Below are 20,104 nucleotides of genomic sequence, written 5' to 3'. Positions count from 1 at the left end.
GGTGCGGCCCCGAAGCGTTAAGAAGGTGCCCTTCCTCTACGCATAGCGATTGGAGGGTGCCCTTCCTTACTACGGAAGCGATCAGCGGCACGCCGGGCCGGTAGGCCAGGTGCAGGTGAGAGGGGGCGTCGAGGACGATCAGGTCCGCGGACGCGCCGGGGGCGAGGTGGCCGAGGTCGGGACGGCGCAGGGCGCGGGCGCCTCCTGCCGTCGCGGCCCAGACGGCCTCGGTGGGGGTCATGAACATGTCCCGCACCGCGAGGGCGATGCAGAAGGGCATGGACGAGGTGTACGAGGAGCCGGGGTTGCAGTCCGAGGCCAGCGCGACGGTGGCGCCGGCAGCGAGCAGCCTTCTCGCGTCGGGGTAGGGCGCGCGGGTGGAGAACTCCGCGCCCGGGAGCAGGGTCGCGACGGTGTTCGAGTTCGCCAGGGCGTCGACGTCGGCGTCGGACAGGTGGGTGCAGTGGTCGGCGCTGGCGCAGTCGAGTTCGACGGCGAGCTGCACGCCGCCGCCCATGGTGAGCTGGTTGGCGTGGATGCGCGGGCGCAGCCCGGCCGCGATGCCCGCCTTGAGCACCCGGCGCGACTCCTCGACGTCGAACGCGCCGCGCTCGCAGAACACGTCGACCCAGCCCGCGTACTTCGCGCAGGCGTCCAGCATCGGGCCGGTGACCAGGTCCACGTAGCCGTCGGGGGAGTCGGCGGGTTTGACGTGCGCGCCGAGGAAGGTGACCTCGTCGGTGAACTCCGATGCGATCCGGACCGAGCGGGCCTCGTCGAGCGTGCTGAGGCCGTACCCACTCTTGATCTCGATGGTGGTCGTGCCCTGCCGCAGCGCCTCGCCGACCAGGCGGGCCACGTTGGCGCGCAGCTGGTCGTCGGTGGCGGCCCGGGTCGCGGCGACCGTGGTGCGGATGCCGCCGCCGGTGTACGGCTCCCCGGCCATGCGCGCCGCGAACTCCGGCGCGCGGTCCCCGGCGAACACCAGGTGGCTGTGGCTGTCCACGAAACCGGGCAGCACCGCCGCCCCGCGCACGTCGACGCGCTCGTCGGCGGCGGGCGCGGCGGCGGCCGGGCCGACCCACTCGACCCGCTCGCCGACCACGATCGCGGCGTCGCGCAGGATGCCGAGCTCCGGATCGTTCGTGGTCAGCTCGCCGATGTTGGTGATCAGTAGAGACACGAGATCGCCTCCTGCAGTTCGCGGGCCACGTCGACGGCGACGTGCCGCCCGTCCCGGACGATCTCCCGGCCGTCGGCCAGCACGTGGGTGACGTCGGCGGCGCTCGCCGCGAACAGCACGCCCTCGGGGTCGATCCCCGCGGTGCGCGGGCTGTCCAGGGCCACGGTGACCAGGTCGGCGCGCGCCCCCACTACGAGGTGCCCGGCGTCGGGCCAGCCCAGGCTGGTGTGCCCGGTCGCCGTCGCCGCGGCCCGCAGCTCGGCCGCGGTGAAGTGCCCGCGCTGTTCGGTGGCGAGGCGTTCGTCCAGCTCCAGGGCCCGGGACTCCTCGAAGAAGTCTATGACCGCGTGGCTGTCGCTGCCCAAGGTCAGCCGGGTGCCCGCGTCGGCCAGGGTGCGCGCCGGGCCGATGCCGTCGCCGAGGTCGCGTTCGGTGGTCGGGCAGAAGCAGGCGTACGAGTCCGACAGCAGCGCCATGTCCCGGTGCGTCAGGTGCGTGGCGTGCACCGCCGTGAACGTCTCGTGCACCGCCCCGAAGTCCGCGAGCACCTCGGTCGGCGTACGGCCGTGCTCGGCCAGGCATGCCTCGTTCTCGCCGCGCTGCTCCGACACGTGGGCGTGCAACGGCCGCCCGGCCGCCCACGCGGCCACGGTCGCCATCTGCGGCAGCGGCACCGCCCGCACCGAGTGGATCGCCGCCCCCACGACCAGGTGCGGCGCGTCGGGCAGAGCGTCGACCCGGTCCGCCCAGCGCAGCGCGTCCCCGTCGCCGAACCGCAGCTGCGGCCCTTCGAGCGGCTTGCCGTCCACGGACGCGGTCAGGTAGAGCGTGTCCAGCAGCGTGATCCGCAGCCCGGCTTCCTGAGCCGCGGCGATCAGCGCGTGGCTCATCGCGTTCGGGTCGGCGTAGGGCGTGCCGCCCGGCCCGTGGTGCAGGTAGTGGAACTCGCCCACCGAGGTGATCCCGCCGAGCGCCATCTCCCCGTAGACCCCGCGCGCGAGCCGGTAGTACGAGTCCGGGTCCAGCGCCGCCGCCACCCGGTACATCTGCTCCCGCCAGGTCCAGAACGACCCCCGGTCAGCGTGCGTACGCCCCCGCAACGCCCGGTGAAAAGCGTGAGAGTGCGCGTTCGCGAACCCCGGCATCGTCAACCCGACCCGATAAACCACCCCGCCGCCCGCCTCGCCGCGACGATCTTGCGTGGACTGTGGGGACGACACACCTGAATCGGGCATATCCCTAACAGTTCGCGCAAGATCGCCGCGATCTTGGAAGCGGGTCACGCGGGTCAGGCGGTTTTCGCGGATCTCCAGGAGGACGTCGGGGAAGACGCCGTCGGGGAGCCAGGCGTACTGGCAGTGGATCAGCACGCCAGGTCCTGGAGGACGTCGGCGAGGGCGTGGATGCCGGCTTCGCAGTCGGTGTCGGTGGAGTGTTCGGCGGGGGAGTGGGAGATGCCGGTGGGGTTGCGGACGAAGAGCATCGCCGTCGGGACGAAGGCGCTCAGGACGCCCGCGTCGTGGCCTGCGCCGGTGGGCAGGATGGGGGCGTCGTCGAGTAGCTTCGCGAGGCGGTCGCGCAGGCCGGTGTGGAACTCGGTCTCCGGCGACACCGACTCGGCGGTCAGGGTGACCTTGGTGCCGTCGGTCAGCGCGCGGTGCTGGGCGTGCAGGTGGACCCCGGCGACGACCTGCTCCATCGTGTCGGGGGAGTCGGCGCGGGCGTCCAGCCAGGCGCTGACCTTGCCGGGGACGGCGTTGGTGGCGTTCGGGTAGACCTGGACGCGGCCGATGGTGGCGTGCGCGCCGAGGCGCCTGGCCTCGTCGTTCGCGGCCAGCACCGTGGCCGCGAAGGTCAGCATCGGGTCGCGGCGGTCGGCCATCAGCGTGGTGCCGGCGTGGTTGGCCTCGCCGGTGAAGTCCAGCCGCCAGCGGCCGTGCGGCCAGATGGCGCTGGCCACGGCGACCGGGCGGTCCAGGTTGACCAGGGCCCGGCCCTGCTCCACGTGCAGCTCGACGTAGCAGCCGATCCGGCCCAGCAGTTCCGGCCGCGCCCCGGACGGGCCCGCGCCTAGCGCCTCGTGCATGGCCGCGCCGAGGGTGACGCCTTCGCGGTCGGTCAGCGCCGCCGCGGCGGCCGGGTCGACCAGGCCCGCGAGCAGGCGTGAGCCGAGGCAGGCGAGCCCGAACCGGGACCCCTCCTCCTCGGCGAACACCGCGATGCCGATCGGGCGGGCCGGGGCGACGCCCCGGGCCCGCAGCTCGTCGACGGCGAGCAGGGCGCTGACCACACCGAGCGGGCCGTCGTATGCCCCACCGTGCGGCACCGAGTCCAGGTGCGAGCCGGTCAGCACGGCGTCCCCGGCGGCGGGATCGCCCCACCACGCGAAGATGTTGCCGTTGCCGTCCTCCTCGATCACGAGGTCACGTGCCTTGGCCTGCCCGACGAACCAACCCCGCAGGGTCATCTCGGCCGGCCCGAAGGCGTAGCGCAGGTAACCGCCGGTCTCCGCGTCCCGCCCGACCGGCGCCAGCTGCGCCCACAGCTCCGCGAACGTGCTCATGCCGACACCTCCACGCCGACCCGCACCCGCGCGTCGCGCTGGATCCGCGCGTGGAAGTGCAGTTTCGGGGAAACTGCAGGAAAACCAGCCCGGATTCCCGCAGTTTCCCCGAAACTGCCGAGCTCGCTGTGCTCGCTCATCAGGACTCGCGCATGGGGATGCGGACGCCGCGGTCGGCGGCGACGTCGGCGGCGAGGTCGTAGCCGGCGTCGACGTGGCGGATGACGCCCATGCCGGGGTCGTTGGTCAGGACGCGCTCGATCTTCTGGGCGGCGAGGGGGGTGCCGTCGGCGACGGTGACCTGGCCGGCGTGGATGGAGCGGCCGATGCCGACGCCGCCGCCGTGGTGGATGGACACCCACGACGCGCCGGAGGCCGTGTTGACCAGGGCGTTGAGCAGCGGCCAGTCGGCGATCGCGTCGGAGCCGTCGAGCATCGCCTCGGTCTCCCGGTACGGGGACGCGACGCTGCCGCAGTCGAGGTGGTCGCGGCCGATGACGATCGGGGCCTTCAGCGTGCCGTCGGCGACCATCTCGTTGAACCGGACGCCGGCCTTGTCGCGCTCGCCGTAGCCGAGCCAGCAGATGCGGGCGGGCAGGCCCTGGAAGGCGACCTTCTCCTGGGCCATCTTGATCCAGCGGGACAGGGACTCGTTCTGCGGGAACAGCTCCAGCACGGCCTTGTCGGTGGCGGCGATGTCGGCCGGGTCGCCGGACAGCGCGGCCCAGCGGAAGGGTCCCTTGCCCTCCTCGAACAGCGGCCGGATGTACGCGGGCACGAAGCCCGGGAACGCGAACGCGCGGTCGTACCCGCCGAGCTGGGCCTCGCCGCGGATCGAGTTGCCGTAGTCGAACACCTCGGCACCGGCGTCCATGAAGCCGACCATGGCCTCGACGTGCCTGACCATGCTGGCGCGGGCCCGCTCGGTGAACTCCTCCGGCTTGTCGGCCGCGAAGGTCTGCCACTCCTCCATGGACACGCCTTCGGGCAGGTAGGACAGCGGGTCGTGGGCGCTGGTCTGGTCGGTCACGATGTCGATCTCGACGCCGCGGCGCAGCAGCTCCGGGAAGATGGCGGCGGCGTTGCCCACCACGCCGACCGACAGCGGGCGGCGCTCGCGCTTGGCGGCCAGCGCCAGCTCGATGCCGTGGTCGAGGGAGTCGGCGACCACGTCGAGGTAGCGGGTCTGCACGCGCCGGTCGAGCCGGGTCTTGTCGACGTCGACGATCAGGCACGCGCCGCCGTTCATGGTGACGGCGAGGGGCTGCGCGCCGCCCATGCCGCCGCAGCCGCCGGTCAGCGTCAGCGTCCCGGCCAGGGTGCCGCCGAACTTCTTCTCGCCCACGGCCGCGAAGGTCTCGTAGGTGCCCTGCAGGATGCCCTGGGTGCCGATGTAGATCCAGGAGCCGGCGGTCATCTGGCCGTACATGGTCAGGCCGAGCTGCTCCAGGCGGCGGAACTCGGGCCAGGTGGCCCAGTCGCCGACCAGGTTCGAGTTGGCCAGCAGCACGCGCGGGGCCCACTCGTGGGTGCGGAACACGCCGACCGGGCGGCCCGACTGGACCAGCATGGTCTCGTCGTCCTTGAGCGTGGTCAGGGTGCGGATCAGCGCGTGGAAGCTGGGCCAGTCCCGGGCGGCCTTGCCGGTGCCGCCGTACACCACCAGGTCCTGCGGGCGCTCGGCGACGTCCGGGTCCAGGTTGTTGCACAGCATCCGGATCGCCGCCTCCTGCGGCCAGCCCAACGCGGTGCGGGTGGTGCCGGTCGCGGCACGGATGATCTGGTCCATCGCTTCCCCTACCTATTCCGTACTGTGCCTAATTAAATGAAGATGCTGCGGCGGGTGGCCGAGCTCTCGAAGTGTTCGAGCCGGCGCTGGGTGGCCGCCGGGTCGACGTCGCTGATGGCCTGCAGCAGCACCATGGTCAGCACCATGGGGGCGGTGTGCAGGTCGAACACGAGCTGGGAGCCGACCGCGGCGGTGAGCGTCACGTCGGCGAGGTCGGTGGCGGGGCTGACCGGTGAGTCGGTCACCACGACGATCTTCAGGCCCAGGCTGCGGGCCTCGGTGAGGGCGTCGCGCAGCTCCCGGGGGTAGCGCGGCAGCGCGTATGCCAGCACGGCCCGCGCGCCGGAGTCGGCGGCCTGTTCGAGCCGTTCGGCGAGCAGGCTGCCGCCGGTGTCCAGCACCCGCACCTCGGGGTGGATCTTGGCGGCGAAGTAGCCGAAGTAGCCCGCGAGCGGGGCGGCGGCGCGCAGGCCGACCACGGGCAGCGGGCGGCTGGCGGCCAGCAGCCCGGCGGCGGCGTGCACCGCGGCGGGGTCGGCGAGGTGGTCGGCGAGCCGGGTCAGGTTGGCCATCTCGCCGCGTACGGCACGCTGCAGGTCGTTGTCGCCGTCCGGGGCGGTCGTGGTGCGCGGCCCCGTGGTCAGTTCACGCAGGCGGCGGCGCAGCGCGGGGTAGCCGTCGAAGCCCAGCGCCATCGCGAACCGGGTCACCGACGGCTGGCTGACCTGCGCCAGCTCGGCGACCTCGGCGGCGGACAGGTAGGCGACGGTGTCCGCGTGGTGCACGAGTTCACGGGCGATGCGCCGCTGGGTGGGGGTCAGGCGGGCGCCCTGCACGAGCGCGCGCACGCCCGCCGTCGCCCCGGCTGCAGCCCCGGTCGGCGCGTCGGTTGTTGGCACCACATTCACAACGACACTGTATGCAAACTTTCATTCAGTGACAATCTCGGGTCTGTCCGCAGGGCGGTCGGACATGATAGAACTCGCACACGGATTCATGTTCGCCGTGGAAGGTGCGTCCTCATGCCCGACCGAAAGACCCGGATCAGGCGTGCCGTGTCGCGCACCGCGCTGGCTCCGCTGGCCGCGCTGCCGAAGCGGCTCGCCCGGGTGGCCAGGCACGATGCCAAAGTAATCCGGCAGTCCGCCCGCTGGCTGGTGACCTCCCGCGAACATCACAACTACACCTACGACCTGACTCCGCTCAACCGCGAGCACCTGGCCTGGTTCGTCAGCCTGGTCGCCGAGGCGCCCATCGCCGACGTGCGCGGCTGGATGGCGGAGATCGACACCGACGACGTGCTGCGCGCGCACATCGAGCAGGCCACCGCGAAGTCCGCCCGCCGCGGCCTGGCCGACAAGCAGGTCCGCTACGCCCGCCGGGTCGGCTGGTATGCCCTGGTGCGCGCGCGCAAGCCGCGCCACGTGGTGGAGACCGGCGTCGACAAGGGCCTGGGCACCTGCGTGCTGGCCGCGGCGCTGCTGCGCAACGCGGCCGAGGGCCACCCGGGCCGGGTCACCTCGCTGGACATCAACCCCGAGGCGGGCTACCTGGCCAAGGCCGAGCCCTGGGCCGGGGTGGTGGACCTGGTCATCGGCGACTCGATCGCGACGCTCAACGCGCTGGACCGCCCAGTGGACATGTTCCTGCACGACAGCGACCACAGCGCCGGGCACGAGCAGCGCGAGTTCACCGCGGTCGAGCCGCACCTGTCCGAGCGGGCGCTGCTGCTCACCGACAACGTCACCATCACCGCCGTGCTGCTCAAGCACGCGGAGAAGACCGGCCGGCGCTTCCTGGCCTTCCGCGAGCAGCCGAAGGAGCACTGGTATCCGGGCGACGGCATCGGGGCAGCCTGGCGCTGACGCGGACGGTGCCGGACGCGTCGCCGACAGCGGGCACCCTGCCGCGTGACACGCTGATAACGTCGCGTCATGCGAGTGAGCGCGCTGCACACTTACCCGGTCAAGGGCTGCCGGCGGATCGACCACCAGCAGGCCGCGGTCGAGCCGTGGGGCCTGGCCGGCGACCGCCGCTGGATGATCATCAATCTGGACGGCTCCGAGGTGACCCAGCGTGAGGTCGCCCGGCTCGCGCTGCTGCGCGTCAGGCCCGTCGGCGGCGGCCTCGAACTCCGGTTCCCCGAGTCCGCGCCGCTGCTGGTCGCCCAGCCCGTCCCGGATCCGGTGACGCACTCGACCCTGTGGCAGCAGCCCTATCCCGCGACCGCGGCAGGCCCCGCGGCCGACGCGCTGCTCAGCAAGGAACTCGGCCGCGACGTGCGGCTGGTCTGGATGGACGACCCGGCGAGCCGCCGCCCCGTCGAGCCGGAGTACGCGCTGCCCACCGACCGCGTCTCCTACGCCGACGGCTACCCGCTGCTGCTGGCCAACAGCGCCTCGCTGGACCGGCTCAACGACTGGATCGCCGAGTCCGGCTCCGACGAGGGGCCGCTGCCGATGGCCCGGTTCCGGCCCAACGTGGTGGTCGGCGGCGCGGCGGCGTTCGCCGAGGACGACTGGCTCGGCCACCGGCTGCGCATCGGCGCCGTCGAGTTCCGGGCCGCGAAGGCGTGCGGCCGCTGCGTGGTCACCACCACCGACCAGGAGACCGGCGTACGCGGCCGCGAGCCGCTGCGCACCCTGGCCCGCTACCGCAACGTCGACCAGAAGCTGCTCTTCGGCATCAACCTGATCCCCGACACGCTCGGGGAGATCAGAGTCGGCGACCCGGTCGAGGTGCTCGACCGGTTCCCGCTCAGCTGAGGTCGAGCCACATCACCACCTCGTCGCGGTCGTCGCCGGGGGCCACCCGCAGCGCGCCCGGCAGCCGGCCGATCTCCCGGTAGCCCAGCGGCGTGTAGAACCGCTCCAGACCCATCCCGCCGCGCACGGTGATGTGCAGACCTTCGAGGCCCATCTCGCGGCCGATCCGCGTGCCCTCGCGCATCAGGGCCGCGCCCTCGCCCCGCCCTTGCCGCCGCGGGTGCACCATGACCCGGCCCACCGTGCGCCAGTGCGCCGCCAGCGCGAACCGCTTGCTGACCAGGATCAGCATGGCCGCGACGGCACCGTCCTCGTCGTAACCGACCACCAGCCGGTCGATCCCGGCCGCGATCCCGTCGAACGCCGCCCGCGCCACCGGCTCGACGTCGCTCCGGGTCACCTGCCCCACGAAGCCGACCGATCCGCCCGCGTTCGACACATCGGTCCACATGCCGATGATCTGCTCGCGTACGTCGTCGGTCAGCTCGGGGTCCAGCTCAAAGCGCATGATCCGATCCTACGAACCCCCGCTGGGCGCAGAGGAAGGGCACCTTCGCCGGTTCGCGTCAGCGAGCCGAGCGATGGCTCAGCACGCTATGCGTGGAAGAAGGTGCCCTTCTTGACTCAGTGCCCGGCGGGTCAGTGCCCGAGCAGGTGCTTCATCGAGCGCTTGACCAGATCGTTGCGCTGCGCCGGGGTCAGGCCCTCGGCGCCGAAGCCGGTGAAGACCGTGTCACGGGTGACCACGATCGAACCCTCCTCGAACGCCTGCTGGCTGCGCACCCAGGTGTTGCTGCCGGCCGGGGAGCCGGCCGGCGGCGCGGCGACGGTGAAGCCGCCGAAGCCGTCCTCGAACGAGGTCGTCGCGACCTGGGCGCCGTCGGCGCTCACCGTCACGTCGTCGAGGAACACGCCGAGCCCCTGCGTACCCCAGTCGGACACGTAGGAGATCGAGAGCTCGACCTGCTGGCCCGCGTACGGGGTCAGGTCGAAGGCCAGCTCCGTCCAGCCCCCGGAGGGACCGGTCAGCGCGTGCCACGCGCCCGTCGTGCCCGTCGGCGAGCAGTCCGCGCCCTGGTAGTGCGAGATGAACGGGTGCAGGTCGGACCAGCCGCTCGCGCAGCTGTCACCGGTCACCTGGGTGCTGTGCCCGGTGGTGTCCGGCAGCGTGGTCCAGTCGTCCGAACCGACCGGGTGCGCCTCCACGAAGAGGAAGTCCCAGTTCGGCTCGGTGTCGTACGACGACCAGAACCGCAGCTCGCCCGAGGTCTTCCCGGTCAGGTCCACAGTCCGGGTGAGCCGCTTGTACGACGTGTCCGCCCGGTCGCTGTAGGCGTACCAGTCACCGGTGCGCGGGTCGAACGGCGCCGCTCCCGGGCGCAGCCAGTCCGCCGGGGCGGAGCTGTTGAACTGCGGGAACTGCGCCGGCGGCAGGAAGCTCGACGTGGTCAGGAACGACGCGGTGTGCGTCTGGTTGTCCGCCGAGCCGGCCGCGTTGAGCGTGCCCGAGAAGCCGCTGAACGCGCCCGCGCCGCCGCCGACCCCGTACGGCGCGCCGTCCGGGTCGGTGCCGCCGTCGCTGACGTAGGTGTACGCGCCGAGGTAGTACTGCATGAAGTCGTTCAGCAGCGGCAGGCACGGGTACGCGCGCACCGTGCACTCCGGCTGCGCCGGCGCGTCGGGCTGGTAGAAGTACGCCCCGTCGGCCGACTGCGCGAACAGCGCGTTCTGCCCGGTGAGCAGCAGCTTGCCGCCCTCGTTCAGGTAGTCGCGCACGGCCAGCTCGATGTCGAGCGCGGCCTTCGCGGCGGTGCCGCCGGGCTGCCCGGTGGACCGCAGGATGACGTCGTCGCCGGTCTCCCAGACGATCGCCTTGTAGTGCGACAGCACGCCCAGGTGGTGCGGCGCCTTGCGGCCCTGCGCGTCGAAGTCGTACACGTCGCTGGAGTAGCCGGCCGCGCTCAGCGATGCGGCGTAGTCCGCGGCGAACTTCGCCGTGGTGACGCCCTGCGCCGGGCTGATGCCGGTGACGTCCTCCGCGGCGAGGATCAGCACCTTGCCGCCGATGTCGCCGTTCACCCGGTAGGTGAAGTGGTCGCTGGTCACCGCCCCGGCCCGTCCCGGCGTCACGGAGAACCCGCTGAACCACACCTCGACCTGGTCACCGGGCTTCTGCCCGGTCACCGTGCCGCGGAACTCGGCGTAGAAGTCGCTGTTCTCGTCGCCGTAGCGCTCGCCGCCCTTCCACTCCTTCACCGAGCCGCTCTTGGTGGAGCCACCATTGATCTTCCAGTGCACCTTCACGTTCTTCAGCGATCGGCGGATCGTCGCGGCGACGGCCTGGGTGCGGCCGTACGACACGTCGAAGGCGTCGGTCACGAAGTGCGGGGTGACGTGGCCCAGCGAGGACACCGGGTCGTCCGGCCGCGCCGCCGACTTCGCCAGCGACAGGGCGAACGGGATGTTCTTGGCGAACTCCGCCTGGATCAGCTCCTCGTCGTCCGGGAAGTTGAAGCCGCTGGCGCAGTCCTCGGCCACCCACTCGTCGTCCGGGATCGAGTTCGACACCGTCTCGCAGGTGGTCATCTCGGGGGTGAAGCCGAGCGTGCCGTACTTGGCCTGCATGTGCGAGTCGACGTCGCCGTTGGTGGTGTACAGCTCGGCGGAGATGTCCGGGTCGTAGCCGGGCACCGCCGGGTTCGCGTCGTCGCCGGCCAGCGCCTTGTAGATGACGTCGTCCGGCGTCGGGGTGCTGACCTGCCAGCCCGTGCCGTAGAGCAGCAGCTCCGCGGCCGAGTGGTAGTTGATGTAGTAGTCCGGGCGCACCCGCTTGAAGAACGAGTCGAGCGCCTTGCTCTCCGGCTCCGAGTTCGGGCCGCTGCCCCGGTAGGTCTCACTGGCCGGGTCGGTCGAAGAGCCCTCGTTGTCGTAGCCCCACTTGAAGGCGTAGTTGCGGTTCGGGTCGACGCCGTCGCCCGCGGTGATCTGGCCGTCGCCGTTGTTGTCGCGCAGGTTCTTGCGCCACAACCGGTTGCCCTCGGTGAACGTGAAGTCGTAGCCGTCCGGGTTGACCACCGGGAAGAAGTACAGCTCACGCGTCTTGATCAGGTTGGTCAGCTCGGCATTGCTGCCGTACCCGTCGAGGTAGTGGTGCAGCAGCCGGCGCACCATCTCCGGCGTGATCCACTCGCGGGCGTGCTGGGCGGCACCGTAGACCACCGACGGCTTGGTCCCGTCGGGCAGGTAACGCGCGCCCAGGGACAGCTTGATGCCCCGGATCGGCTTGCCCTGCACGGTGTGCCCGATCGTCAGCAACTTGGTGATCGACGGGTAGTCCGCCGCGATCTTCTCCAGTTCCTCGCGCAGGCCGCCAGGCCCGCTGTACGGCCGGTACACCACGTTGCCGGCCAGCGCCTGCCTGCGCAGCGCGTCCGAGGCCTTCTGGCCGCGGATCATCTTCACCGACAGTTGCACACCGCGACCGGCCAGCCGCGACGCCTCCACTTCGGAGAGCACCGCCTCGACCTTCACCTTGCCGCCGGGCAGCGGCGCGGTCCGCAACTCCTCGTTGTCGATGCCGAGCTTGCGGAACTGTTCCAGCTGGCTCTGATCGAGCTCGCCAACGTACACGTCGAGCGGATTCTTCGCCCGATCGCCGTCACCGACGGGTTTCGCGCTTGCCGGCACGACCAGCGCGATGGCGCCGATCATGCCGAGGCACACCGCCACGACTCGTAGTTTCCTCACTGCCCCTCCAGGGTGTCGAAGGACTCGCGCACCGAGCCTTTCGGAACACCGTTAAATATGTCAATAGACATGCTGTCTTCTGCGGAGACGCGCCCGGAATGTCACCGGTGCAGAGCAGACTGGGATGCGGTGCCGGCCACAGGCTGATTCGGGAACGGCCGGCGAACGGGGGGCGCGAATGGTCACGGTGGAACAGGTGCGACAGGTCGCGCTGTCGCTGCCGAGGGCGTACGAGGCGCTGGTGCGCGACCGGGTCAAGTTCCGGGTGGGACGGATCGTGTTCGCCGCCTTCTCCGCCGACGAGACGGAGCTGGGCTTCGGTTATCCGAAGGAGGCCCGCGACGCGCTGGTGGCGGCCGAGCCGGACAAGTTCTTCCTGCCGCGTACGTCCGACCTGCGCTACCACTGGGTGCAGGCGCGGATGGCCGCGCTCGACTCCGACGAGATGCGCGAGCTGATCGTCGACGCCTGGCGCATGTGCGTGCCCAAACGCGTCGCCGCCGAGCACCTGCGCGGGCTCGGGCCGAGCTGAGCGGGAGTGAGTAGGGCCGGCGGGATTCGAACCCGCACTGGCGCGGACCTAAACCGCGTGCCTCTGCCGTTGGGCTACGGCCCCAGGGGGCATCAGCTGCCCGCCGTATTCTCGCTCATCCTCGCCGACGATCGTGATGCAGGCTAGGCGATTTCAGTCGATCTTGAGGTCGCGGCGGAGTTTGGCGACGTGGCCGGTGGCCTTGACGTTGTAGAAGGCGTGCTCGATCAGGCCCTTCTCGTCGATGACGAAGGTGGACCGGATGACGCCCTGCACGACCTTGCCGTAGTTCTTCTTCTCGCCGTACGCGCCGTAGCTGACGAGGACCGACTTGTCCTGGTCGCTGACGAGCGGGAAGGTGATCGCGTCGCGCTCGACGAACTTGGCCAGCTTCGCGGGCGCGTCGGGGGAGATGCCGACGACGGCGTACCCCTTGGCGGTGAGCGAGGCGAGCGAGTCGCGGAAGTCGCAGGCCTGGGTGGTGCAGCCGGGGGTCATCGCGGCCGGGTAGGCGTACAGGACGACCTTCTTGCCGCGCAGGTCGGACAGGCTGAGCGTGCCGCCGTCGGCGGTCGGCAGGCTGAAGTCGGGGGCGGCGTCGCCGGGCGCGAGTCGTACGTTCTCCGTCACACCGGACACCCTATCCGTGCCGTCGGACGCCGCAGGTGAGGGCGGGACCGACGCAGCTTATTGCAAGTCTTTTGCAACAACCTTAGTCTGGCTGAGTGAATATCGCGATGCACATCTCCAACGGCATCATCGGCGGGCCGGTCTCGCTCGCCTACGGCGTGGTGGCCGTCGGGCTGCTGGTCCTGTGCCTGGGCCGGGCGCGCCAGGACCTCAACGACCGGCTGGCGCCCATGGCGGGCCTGGTGGCCGCGTTCATCTTCGCGGTGCAGATGCTCAACTTCCCCGTGCTGCCCGGCGTCAGCGGGCACCTGCTGGGCGGCGCGCTGGCGGCCGCGCTGGTCGGCCCGTGGGTCGGCGCGCTGTGCGTCTCGGTCGTCCTGATCGTGCAGGCGCTGGTCTTCGCCGACGGCGGCATCAGCGCGCTGGGCCTCAACATCTCCAACATGGCGCTGCTCGGCACCGCCGTCGGCTACCTGGTGCTGGTCGGCCTGCTGAAGCTGCTGCCGCGCACGGCGGCGGGCGTCGGCCTGGCCGTGTTCCTCGCCTCGATCGTCTCCGTGGTGCTCGCCTCGCAGGGCTTCGTGCTGCAGTTCGTGCTCGGCGGCGAGGTGCCGCTGACCATCGGCTACGGGCAGATCTCGGCGACCATGGCCGGTGTGCACGCGCTGATCGGCATCGGTGAGGGCCTGATCGCGGCCGTCACGGTCACCACCGTGGCCAAGGTGCGCCCCGACCTGGTGTACGCGCTGCGCGGGGCGCGCCTGGAACGGCCCGCGACCGGCGGCGTACCCACCAGGGTCTTCGTGCTCGGCGGCCTGGCCGTCGCCGCGGTCCTGGCCGGCGGAGCCAGTTACCTGGCCTCGGGCTCCCCGGACGGCCTCGACGCGACCACGTTGGAGGGCTGCACGGTCGACGCCGACGGGGTGATCACCGGCGGCAGCTGTATCGCGCAGCGCGCGGCCGACCACGAACTCGGCGGCTCGTTCCTGGCCGACTACGGCATCAAGGGCATCGACAACGCGACCGGCCTGGCCGGGCTCATCGGCGTCGCGCTGACCTTCGCGATCGGCCTGGCGATCTTCTGGTCGGTGCGCCGCCGCCGGCACGCGGACACCGGGTCCGCGGCGAGCGAGCCGACCCCGGTCGCCGTACCCGCGGAGAAGTAGCCGTGGGCGCCGGGCACACCCATCCGATGTACGTGCACGGGCACTCGCCCGTGCACCACCTCGCGCCCGAGGTCAAGATCGCGGTCTCGGTGCTGTTCACGATCGTGGTGGTGGCGACGCCGCGCGAGCTGCTGCCCGCCTTCGGGGCGTACGCCGTGATCGTGGCGGTGCTCGCGGTGCTGGCCCGGATCCCCGCCGGGTGGCTGGCCCGGCGCAGCCTGATCGAGCTGCCGTTCGTGGCGACCGCCGTGCTGCTGCCGTTCTTCGCCGCCGGGCCCCGCACCGACGTGCTCGGGCTGTCGGTCGCCGTCGAAGGGCTGTGGGCGGGCTGGAACATCCTGGTCAAGGGCACGCTCGGCGTGCTCATCGCGCTGCTGCTGGCCGGCACCACCCCGGCCCGCGACGTGCTGGTCGGCCTGGACCGGCTGCGCACCCCGCAGGCGATCACCCAGATCGCCCTGTTCATGCTCCGCTACCTCGACGTGCTCGCCGACGAGGCGCGGCGCATGCGGATCGCCCGGCTGTCCCGGCTCGACGATCCGCGCTTCCTGTGGCAGCTGCGCGGCTTCGCGGCCGGGCTGGGCACCCTGTTCCTGCGCGCGTTCGAGCGCGGCGAGCGGGTCTTCCTGGCCATGCGCTCGCGCGGCTACACCGGGCGGCTGCCCGCCGCGCTGCACGAGGGCAGCGTCGCCACCGCCCGGCAGTGGGCGGTCGGGGCCGCGGTGCCCGCGCTCGCCGTCATGGTCCTGCTGACGGATAGGTTCCTGGTATGACCGCACTGCTGCTCGACGACGTGCGTTACGCCTATCCCGACGGCCACCAGGCGCTGCACGGCGTGAGCCTGGGCATCGCGCCCGGCGAGCGGGTCGCCCTGCTCGGCCCGAACGGCGCCGGCAAGACCACGCTGGTGCTGCACCTCAACGGCATCCTGCCCGCATCCGGCCTGACCGGCTCGTCCGGCACGGTGTCGGTCGGCGACCGCACCGTCGACCCGAAGGACCGGCCCGGCCTCGCCGAGATCCGCCGCCGCGTCGGGCTGGTCTTCCAGGACCCCGACGACCAGCTGTTCCTGCCGACCGTCGCCGAGGACGTCGCGTTCGGGCCGGCGAACCTGGGTCTGCGGGGGGCCGAGCTGGCCGCGCGGGTGGACGAGGCGCTGGCCGCGGTCGGCATGAGCGACGTCAAGGACCGCGCCCCGCATCACCTGTCGCTGGGCCAGCGCCGCCGCGTCGCCGTCGCGACGGTGTTGGCGATGCGGCCCGATCTGCTGGTCATGGACGAGCCGTCGTCCAACCTGGACCCGCAGGCGCGGCGGGAACTCGCGGAGATCGTGCTGGGGCTGGACGTGACGCTGCTGATGGTCACCCACGACCTGCCGTACGCGCTGCAGCTGTGCGCGCGCTCGGTGATCCTGGACGACGGCCGCATCGTGGCCGACGGGCCGACCCGGGAGCTGCTGGCCGACGCCGACCTGCTGGCCCGCCACCGCCTGGAACTCCCGTACGGCTTCGCCGTCCCGGTGTCCTGAGCCGGCGTCGCCACGACCCGTTTTAATAGACGTTGGCCTATCTGGATGAGTTCGATCGCTGATTTTTCATCCAGATAGGCCAATGTCTATCAGGGGTGGGATGGTTCGGTGGCCGTGTCCGTGGGGGACTCGGTCGGGGTGGGGGTGCCCGAAGTGGTGCCGCGGAGGCGGAGCATGCCGGCGGCGGCGACGCCGACGCCGAGGGCGATCACGGTGGCGACGGCGATCCGGGCCGCGGTGTCGCCCCACGGGACCGGGGCGATGGAGCGGTGGAAGACCGCCGCGTTGACCATGCCCGCGAACAGGCCGACCGCGGCCGCGCCGAGCGCCAGCGCGAAGTCGCCCGCGGCGCGGCGGGTCAGCGAGTACGCCCCCGCGGCGATCGCGGCCAGGGCGCTGACCACGGCCCACAGCTGGACAGTGAGCAGTTCGAGCAGGATCGGGCCGATGCTGTGGTTGCCCGCGTCGATCTCGCGCGCGACCGCGTAGGCGAGGGCCAGGACGCCCGCGGCGATCGCGGCGACGGAGAGCGCGACGGTGATCGCGCGGGGGCGGCCGCGTACCAGGCCGAGCAGGGCGATGGCGAGCGCGCCGGCGACGGCGGCGATCCACCAGGTCACCGGGTTCGGCGGCGGGACCCAGTCGAGCGTGCCGGTGACCTGCAGCGGGGTCACCTCGGTGCGCATCGGCACGGTCCACTCGCGGATGCGGTGGGGCTGGCCGGGCGCGGCGGCGACGGCGGGCGGCTCGGCCGGGTCGGTCCAGATGGCGCGCTGGTCGTGCCAGCGGTACACGGGCTCGTCGCTGACCTTGCGCCACTCCGGGGGCACCGTCGGGTCGGCGTGCGCGGGCGGGTCGACGTGCGCGATGGTGATGTTCAGGTACGTGGCGGGGGAGTGGATGTTTTCGTACACCCCGTCGGGGCGTACCTCCAGGTAGGGCTCGTTGTTGTAGCCGAGCACCTCGACCGGCTTGCCGCTGTGGTTGGTCAGTTGCAGCCGCGCGCCCGCCTCGATCGTGATCACTTCGAGGCCGGGCAGGTCAGGCGTGCCGGTGATGGCGGTGCGGTAGTTCGTGGCGTCGGGGGCGTCGGCCCCGTGCGCGGCGGCGGGGGTGGCGAGGGTGAGCAGCAGGGTGAGCGCGGTCCCGAGGACCGCGCCCACCCGCTGTGCCGTGAGGGGTGTCATCTGCTCCTGCTCAGCTCATGTCAGCTGGTGCTCGCGGACGGGTTGGCGCCGGTGGCGGCGGCGACCGCGGCGGCGATCTGCGCCGCGTTGGCCTGGGTGGGCTTGCCGTTGACCAGGACGGTCGGGGTGCCGGTGACGCCGGCGCGGCCGGCCTCCTCGCTGACGTGGTTGGTCCAGGTGAGGAAACGCTTGTCGCGTACGCACTGCGCGAAGTCGTCGCCGAGCCCGGCCTGCCGGCCGAGCACGATCAGATCGTCGTCGGTGGGTCCGGCCCCGCCCTCGGCGGGCTGGTTGTCGAACAGCACGTTCGAGAACTCGGTGAACTTGCCGAACTCGGCGGCGCAGCCGGAGGCGGCCGACGAGCGGGTGGAGTACCGGTTGGTGGACGCGCCGTCGAGGTACGCCACCGGGTGCGTCACCAGGGTGATCTTGCCGTCGGCGGCGAGCTGCGCGACCGAGGGTCCGGCCTCGTCGTGGAAGCTCTTGCAGTGCGGGCAGAGGAAGTCGACGTACTCGTCGACGACGACCGGCCCGCTGCCGGTGGCGATGCCGTTGCCGGCGGCGTTGGCCCCCTTCGGGGCGGTGAAGTCCGTCGTCTTGGAGCCCGCGTAGATGCCCCAGCCGATCAGGCCGGCGATGACCAGCGCGGCCACCGCCGCGATGGAGATCCACATGGTGCGCTTGCGGCGCTGCTCCTTGGCGATCTGGTCCCGGACCATCCGGGCAGCCGCGTTCTGATCCTTACGGCTGCTCATGCCCGCTCCTCGCTGCGCTCGTCGCGTGCAGGCGCTGCACTGAGCTTGCTGATTCGCTCGCTACGCTCGCTCATGGCCCGCACCGCCGCAGCGCCCTGCTCAGGCCCGCTCGCGGCGGGGGGCGGTGTGCTCGCTCGATTCACTGTCTTCCTCCAGCACGTCGTCATCCGCCGGCAGCCCGGCGGAGAACGGTCGATCCAGTCGTGCGTCGAGGGAGAAACGGCTGACCGGGTAGATGATCAAAAAGATGGCCATCGCGAGGAAGGCCACATCCCGGAAGATCTCCGGAAGATAGTTGGGCGTCACCCCGGGCGGCAGCTGGCCGCCCTTGCTGAAGCACCCGCAGTCGATGTTCAGGCCACGGGCCCAGGCCGAGCTGATGCCCGCGATGAAGGCGACCATCATGCCCGCCGAGAGCCACGCGGCCAGCCGGGTGGCGAGGCCCACCAGGAGCAGCAGGCCGACGACGATCTCCACGAAGGGCTGGATCGCGCCGACGACCATCGCGGCGTCATACGACATGATCTGGTACGCGTTCACGGCGCGGCCGTTGGCGGCCAGGTCGGTGACCTTGAGCCCGCCCGCGACCAGGAAGATCCCGGCCAGGCCGAGCCTGACCAGCAGGCTGACCCACGGCTGGGCCCTGTGCCAGCCGGTGCGCTCGTCCATCGTGTTCCTCCTTGGCCCCCGCGTGCGGCCGCCTCAGGCGGCTAAGGCGCTAACGACGTCGTCCACCAGTTCGGCGCGGGCGCGCGCGACCCGGGACCGGATCGTGCCGACCGGCACCTCCTGCACCGCCGCCGCCTGCTCGTACGACAACCCCAGCAGCTGGGTCAGCACGAACGCCTCCCGGCGCTCCGGCGACAGCCGGTCGAGCAACTGCGCCGCCCCGACCTGGCCCGCCGGATCCGGGTGCGGCCCGCTCGTCAGCGCCTGTGCGGCCAGGCGCACGCCCAGCCGGCGCTGCCTTACCACCGTACGCAGATGGTCGGCGCAGGTGCGCCGGGCGATGCCGAGCAGCCAGGTGCGCACCGTCGAGCGGCCCTCGAACGCGGGCAGTGCCCGGAACGCCCGCAGGTAGGTCTCCTGGGTGAGGTCGTCCGCGCTGCCGGGGTCGACCAGCGCGGCGACGAACCGCCACACCTCGGCCTGGGTGGACCGGACGAACGCGGCCTGCGCGACGGGATCACCGGTGCGGGCGGCGAGTGCCCATTCGGTGCCCGGGTCGACGGCGCTGCCCGGGTCGACGGCGCTGGCTCGGTCGAGGGCGCTGGCCGGGTCGACGGCGCTGGCCGGCAGCTCGGCCGGCAGGCCGTGGCCGCGCCGCGGGGCCGGCAAGCCCGCGACCATCTCGACGGAGCGCGATGCCGCAGGTCCACTGCCCGACGGCTGCTGGGCCAGCGTCGGCGGGGTCGGCTGCGCGCGCCCGCCATCGCGGGCGACGGGGACACCGTCGTCCGGGAGCGTGTCGTCTCGTGGCACGGGGGGCACGGGGAGCAAGCCTAACCGCCGGTCGGGCTCACTCCGGGCGGTGACGACACGCGTGTCCTGGGACACCGGCGGGAACTGAACCGCGGCACGCGGCGACTACCCGCCCATGACGAACTGCGACGAGGTGCGGGTCGGGCTGTCCGCGCGGCTGGACGGCGAGGCCGAGGCCTGGGCTGCGCAGGCCGGGCTCGCGCCGGACGCGCTCGACGGGCACCTGGCCGGGTGCGCCGACTGCCGCACCTGGTCACGGGCTGCCGAGCAGCTCACCCGCGCGGTGCGGGTGCAGGCGGTCGCGGTGCCCGACCTGACCGCCCCGATCCTCGCCGCGGTCGCGGCCGAGCGGGACGGCGCGGCCCGGGCCGCCCGGCGGCAGGCCGAGGGGCGGCGGCAGATCCTGCGCGTCGCGCTCGGCACGACCGCCGTGATCCAGATGCTGCTGGCGCTGCCGGCGCTGTTCGCGGGCGGCGGCGGGCTGCACACCGGCCGGGAGGCGGCCTCGTTCGACATCGCGCTCGCGGTCGGTTTCGCGCTGGCCGCGTGGCGACCGGAACGCGCCCGCGCGTTCGTGCCGGTGGCCTTCGTGCTCGCCGCCTGCCTGATCATGACCAGTGCCTTCGACGTCGCCGAGGGCGTGACCGCGCTGGCCCACGAGATCGGCCACGCCGCGGCGCTCGTGCAGGCCGGACTCCTGTGGGCGCTCAGCCGCGCCACCACCGTCTCGCGCGAACCCGCCCGCCCCGTTACGGTCGCCCCGTGAGTCACATGACT

Annotated in this window: 19 protein-coding genes, 1 tRNA gene and 2 pseudogenes; 8 read left to right on the top strand and 14 right to left on the bottom strand. The window is 72.1% G+C overall.

The window, feature by feature from the left end:
• Positions 1-49: 49 nt before the first annotated feature.
• From hutI to F9C41_RS32940, 6 genes and pseudogenes are all read right to left on the bottom strand, one after another.
• Positions 50-1,183 (bottom strand): annotated as a pseudogene (gene hutI / locus F9C41_RS41635) (imidazolonepropionase); the annotation flags it as partial.
• On the bottom strand, positions 1,171-2,547 hold the full coding sequence (locus tag F9C41_RS41630) for a formimidoylglutamate deiminase (RefSeq protein WP_407924763.1): 1,377 nt from the start codon (positions 2,545-2,547) through the stop codon (positions 1,171-1,173). The gene F9C41_RS41630 and the pseudogene hutI, both read right to left, overlap by 13 nt.
• Entirely contained in the window at positions 2,547-3,746 is a 1,200-nt protein-coding gene (locus F9C41_RS32955; protein WP_155390757.1) for an allantoate amidohydrolase, read from the bottom strand. Before F9C41_RS32955 ends, F9C41_RS41630 begins: the two co-directional genes overlap by 1 nt.
• Positions 3,743-3,886: a hypothetical protein gene (locus F9C41_RS32950; RefSeq protein ID WP_155390756.1), complete on the bottom strand. Its 144-nt coding sequence runs from the start codon at positions 3,884-3,886 to the stop codon at positions 3,743-3,745. The genes F9C41_RS32955 and F9C41_RS32950 overlap by 4 nt, the downstream gene beginning before the upstream one ends.
• Complete coding sequence (gene hutU / locus F9C41_RS32945) at positions 3,886-5,535, bottom strand: urocanate hydratase (protein WP_155390755.1); 1,650 nt, start codon at positions 5,533-5,535, stop codon at positions 3,886-3,888. Before hutU ends, F9C41_RS32950 begins: the two co-directional genes overlap by 1 nt.
• A 32-nt stretch (positions 5,536-5,567) precedes the next feature.
• Entirely contained in the window at positions 5,568-6,434 is an 867-nt protein-coding gene (locus F9C41_RS32940) for a MurR/RpiR family transcriptional regulator (protein ID WP_407924762.1), read from the bottom strand.
• 123 nt (positions 6,435-6,557) lie between these two features.
• On the opposite strand from F9C41_RS32940, the gene F9C41_RS32935 reads away from it, so the two are divergent.
• Both F9C41_RS32935 and F9C41_RS32930 read left to right on the top strand, forming a co-directional pair.
• Positions 6,558-7,400 carry a class I SAM-dependent methyltransferase gene (locus F9C41_RS32935; RefSeq protein WP_155390754.1) on the top strand — a complete coding sequence of 281 codons (843 nt, stop codon included), beginning with the start codon at positions 6,558-6,560 and terminating at the stop codon, positions 7,398-7,400.
• 69 nt (positions 7,401-7,469) lie between these two features.
• Complete coding sequence (locus F9C41_RS32930; protein ID WP_155390753.1) at positions 7,470-8,300, top strand: MOSC domain-containing protein; 831 nt, start codon at positions 7,470-7,472, stop codon at positions 8,298-8,300.
• On the opposite strand, the gene F9C41_RS32925 is transcribed toward F9C41_RS32930, so the two are convergent.
• Positions 8,293-8,808 (bottom strand): GNAT family N-acetyltransferase, encoded by a 516-nt coding sequence (locus F9C41_RS32925; RefSeq protein WP_155390752.1) that lies wholly within the window; start codon positions 8,806-8,808, stop codon positions 8,293-8,295. The genes F9C41_RS32930 and F9C41_RS32925 overlap by 8 nt on opposite strands.
• A gap of 131 nt (positions 8,809-8,939) precedes the next feature.
• On the bottom strand, positions 8,940-12,047 hold the full coding sequence (locus F9C41_RS32920) for a M14 family metallopeptidase (RefSeq protein WP_155390751.1): 3,108 nt from the start codon (positions 12,045-12,047) through the stop codon (positions 8,940-8,942).
• A gap of 196 nt (positions 12,048-12,243) precedes the next feature.
• Between F9C41_RS32920 and F9C41_RS32915 the strand changes: the two genes are divergently transcribed.
• A complete protein-coding gene (locus F9C41_RS32915; RefSeq protein ID WP_230690196.1) occupies positions 12,244-12,579 on the top strand; it encodes an MmcQ/YjbR family DNA-binding protein in 336 nt (111 codons plus the stop codon).
• 11 nt (positions 12,580-12,590) lie between these two features.
• Here the strand turns inward: F9C41_RS32915 and F9C41_RS32910 are convergent.
• Both F9C41_RS32910 and bcp read right to left on the bottom strand, forming a co-directional pair.
• Positions 12,591-12,663, bottom strand: a tRNA-Leu gene (locus tag F9C41_RS32910).
• A 69-nt stretch (positions 12,664-12,732) separates the two neighbouring features.
• A complete protein-coding gene (gene bcp / locus F9C41_RS32905; RefSeq protein WP_155390749.1) occupies positions 12,733-13,209 on the bottom strand; it encodes a thioredoxin-dependent thiol peroxidase in 477 nt (158 codons plus the stop codon).
• Between the two features lie 107 nt (positions 13,210-13,316).
• Here bcp and F9C41_RS41625 point away from each other — a divergent pair.
• The 4 genes and pseudogenes from F9C41_RS41625 to F9C41_RS32890 form a co-directional block, all read left to right on the top strand.
• Positions 13,317-13,994 (top strand): annotated as a pseudogene (locus tag F9C41_RS41625) (energy-coupling factor ABC transporter permease); the annotation flags it as partial.
• Between the two features lie 18 nt (positions 13,995-14,012).
• On the top strand, positions 14,013-14,375 hold the full coding sequence (locus F9C41_RS41620) for a PDGLE domain-containing protein (RefSeq protein WP_407924761.1): 363 nt from the start codon (positions 14,013-14,015) through the stop codon (positions 14,373-14,375).
• A 2-nt stretch (positions 14,376-14,377) separates the two neighbouring features.
• Entirely contained in the window at positions 14,378-15,148 is a 771-nt protein-coding gene (gene cbiQ, locus F9C41_RS32895) for a cobalt ECF transporter T component CbiQ (RefSeq protein WP_155390748.1), read from the top strand.
• Complete coding sequence (locus tag F9C41_RS32890) at positions 15,145-15,903, top strand: energy-coupling factor ABC transporter ATP-binding protein (RefSeq protein ID WP_155390747.1); 759 nt, start codon at positions 15,145-15,147, stop codon at positions 15,901-15,903. Before cbiQ ends, F9C41_RS32890 begins: the two co-directional genes overlap by 4 nt.
• A gap of 89 nt (positions 15,904-15,992) precedes the next feature.
• On the opposite strand, the gene F9C41_RS32885 is transcribed toward F9C41_RS32890, so the two are convergent.
• The 4 genes from F9C41_RS32885 to F9C41_RS32870 all read right to left on the bottom strand — a co-directional run bounded on the left by F9C41_RS32885 (position 15,993) and on the right by F9C41_RS32870 (position 19,195).
• Entirely contained in the window at positions 15,993-17,090 is a 1,098-nt protein-coding gene (locus tag F9C41_RS32885; protein WP_196280058.1) for a hypothetical protein, read from the bottom strand.
• A gap of 20 nt (positions 17,091-17,110) precedes the next feature.
• The gene (locus F9C41_RS32880; RefSeq protein ID WP_155390746.1) at positions 17,111-17,845 is read right to left on the bottom strand and encodes a DsbA family protein; all 735 of its coding nucleotides are present in this window, start codon (positions 17,843-17,845) and stop codon (positions 17,111-17,113) included.
• A 99-nt stretch (positions 17,846-17,944) separates the two neighbouring features.
• Positions 17,945-18,514, bottom strand: coding sequence for a DoxX family protein (locus tag F9C41_RS32875; RefSeq protein WP_155390745.1), 570 nt, complete (start codon positions 18,512-18,514; stop codon positions 17,945-17,947).
• Between the two features lie 33 nt (positions 18,515-18,547).
• Positions 18,548-19,195, bottom strand: a complete 648-nt coding sequence (locus F9C41_RS32870; RefSeq protein ID WP_155390931.1) for a sigma factor-like helix-turn-helix DNA-binding protein — start codon at positions 19,193-19,195, stop codon at positions 18,548-18,550.
• A gap of 247 nt (positions 19,196-19,442) precedes the next feature.
• Here F9C41_RS32870 and F9C41_RS32865 point away from each other — a divergent pair, with 247 nt between their 5' ends.
• Entirely contained in the window at positions 19,443-20,093 is a 651-nt protein-coding gene (locus F9C41_RS32865) for a hypothetical protein (protein WP_155390744.1), read from the top strand.
• The last annotated feature ends 11 nt before the right edge of the window (positions 20,094-20,104 follow it).

It is taken from the genome of Catellatospora paridis, from assembly GCF_009720365.1.
Lineage (GTDB): Bacteria > Actinomycetota > Actinomycetes > Mycobacteriales > Micromonosporaceae > Catellatospora > Catellatospora paridis.
Note: the sequence above shows the minus strand (reverse complement) of the source record. Positions and strands in the feature narration are given on the sequence as shown.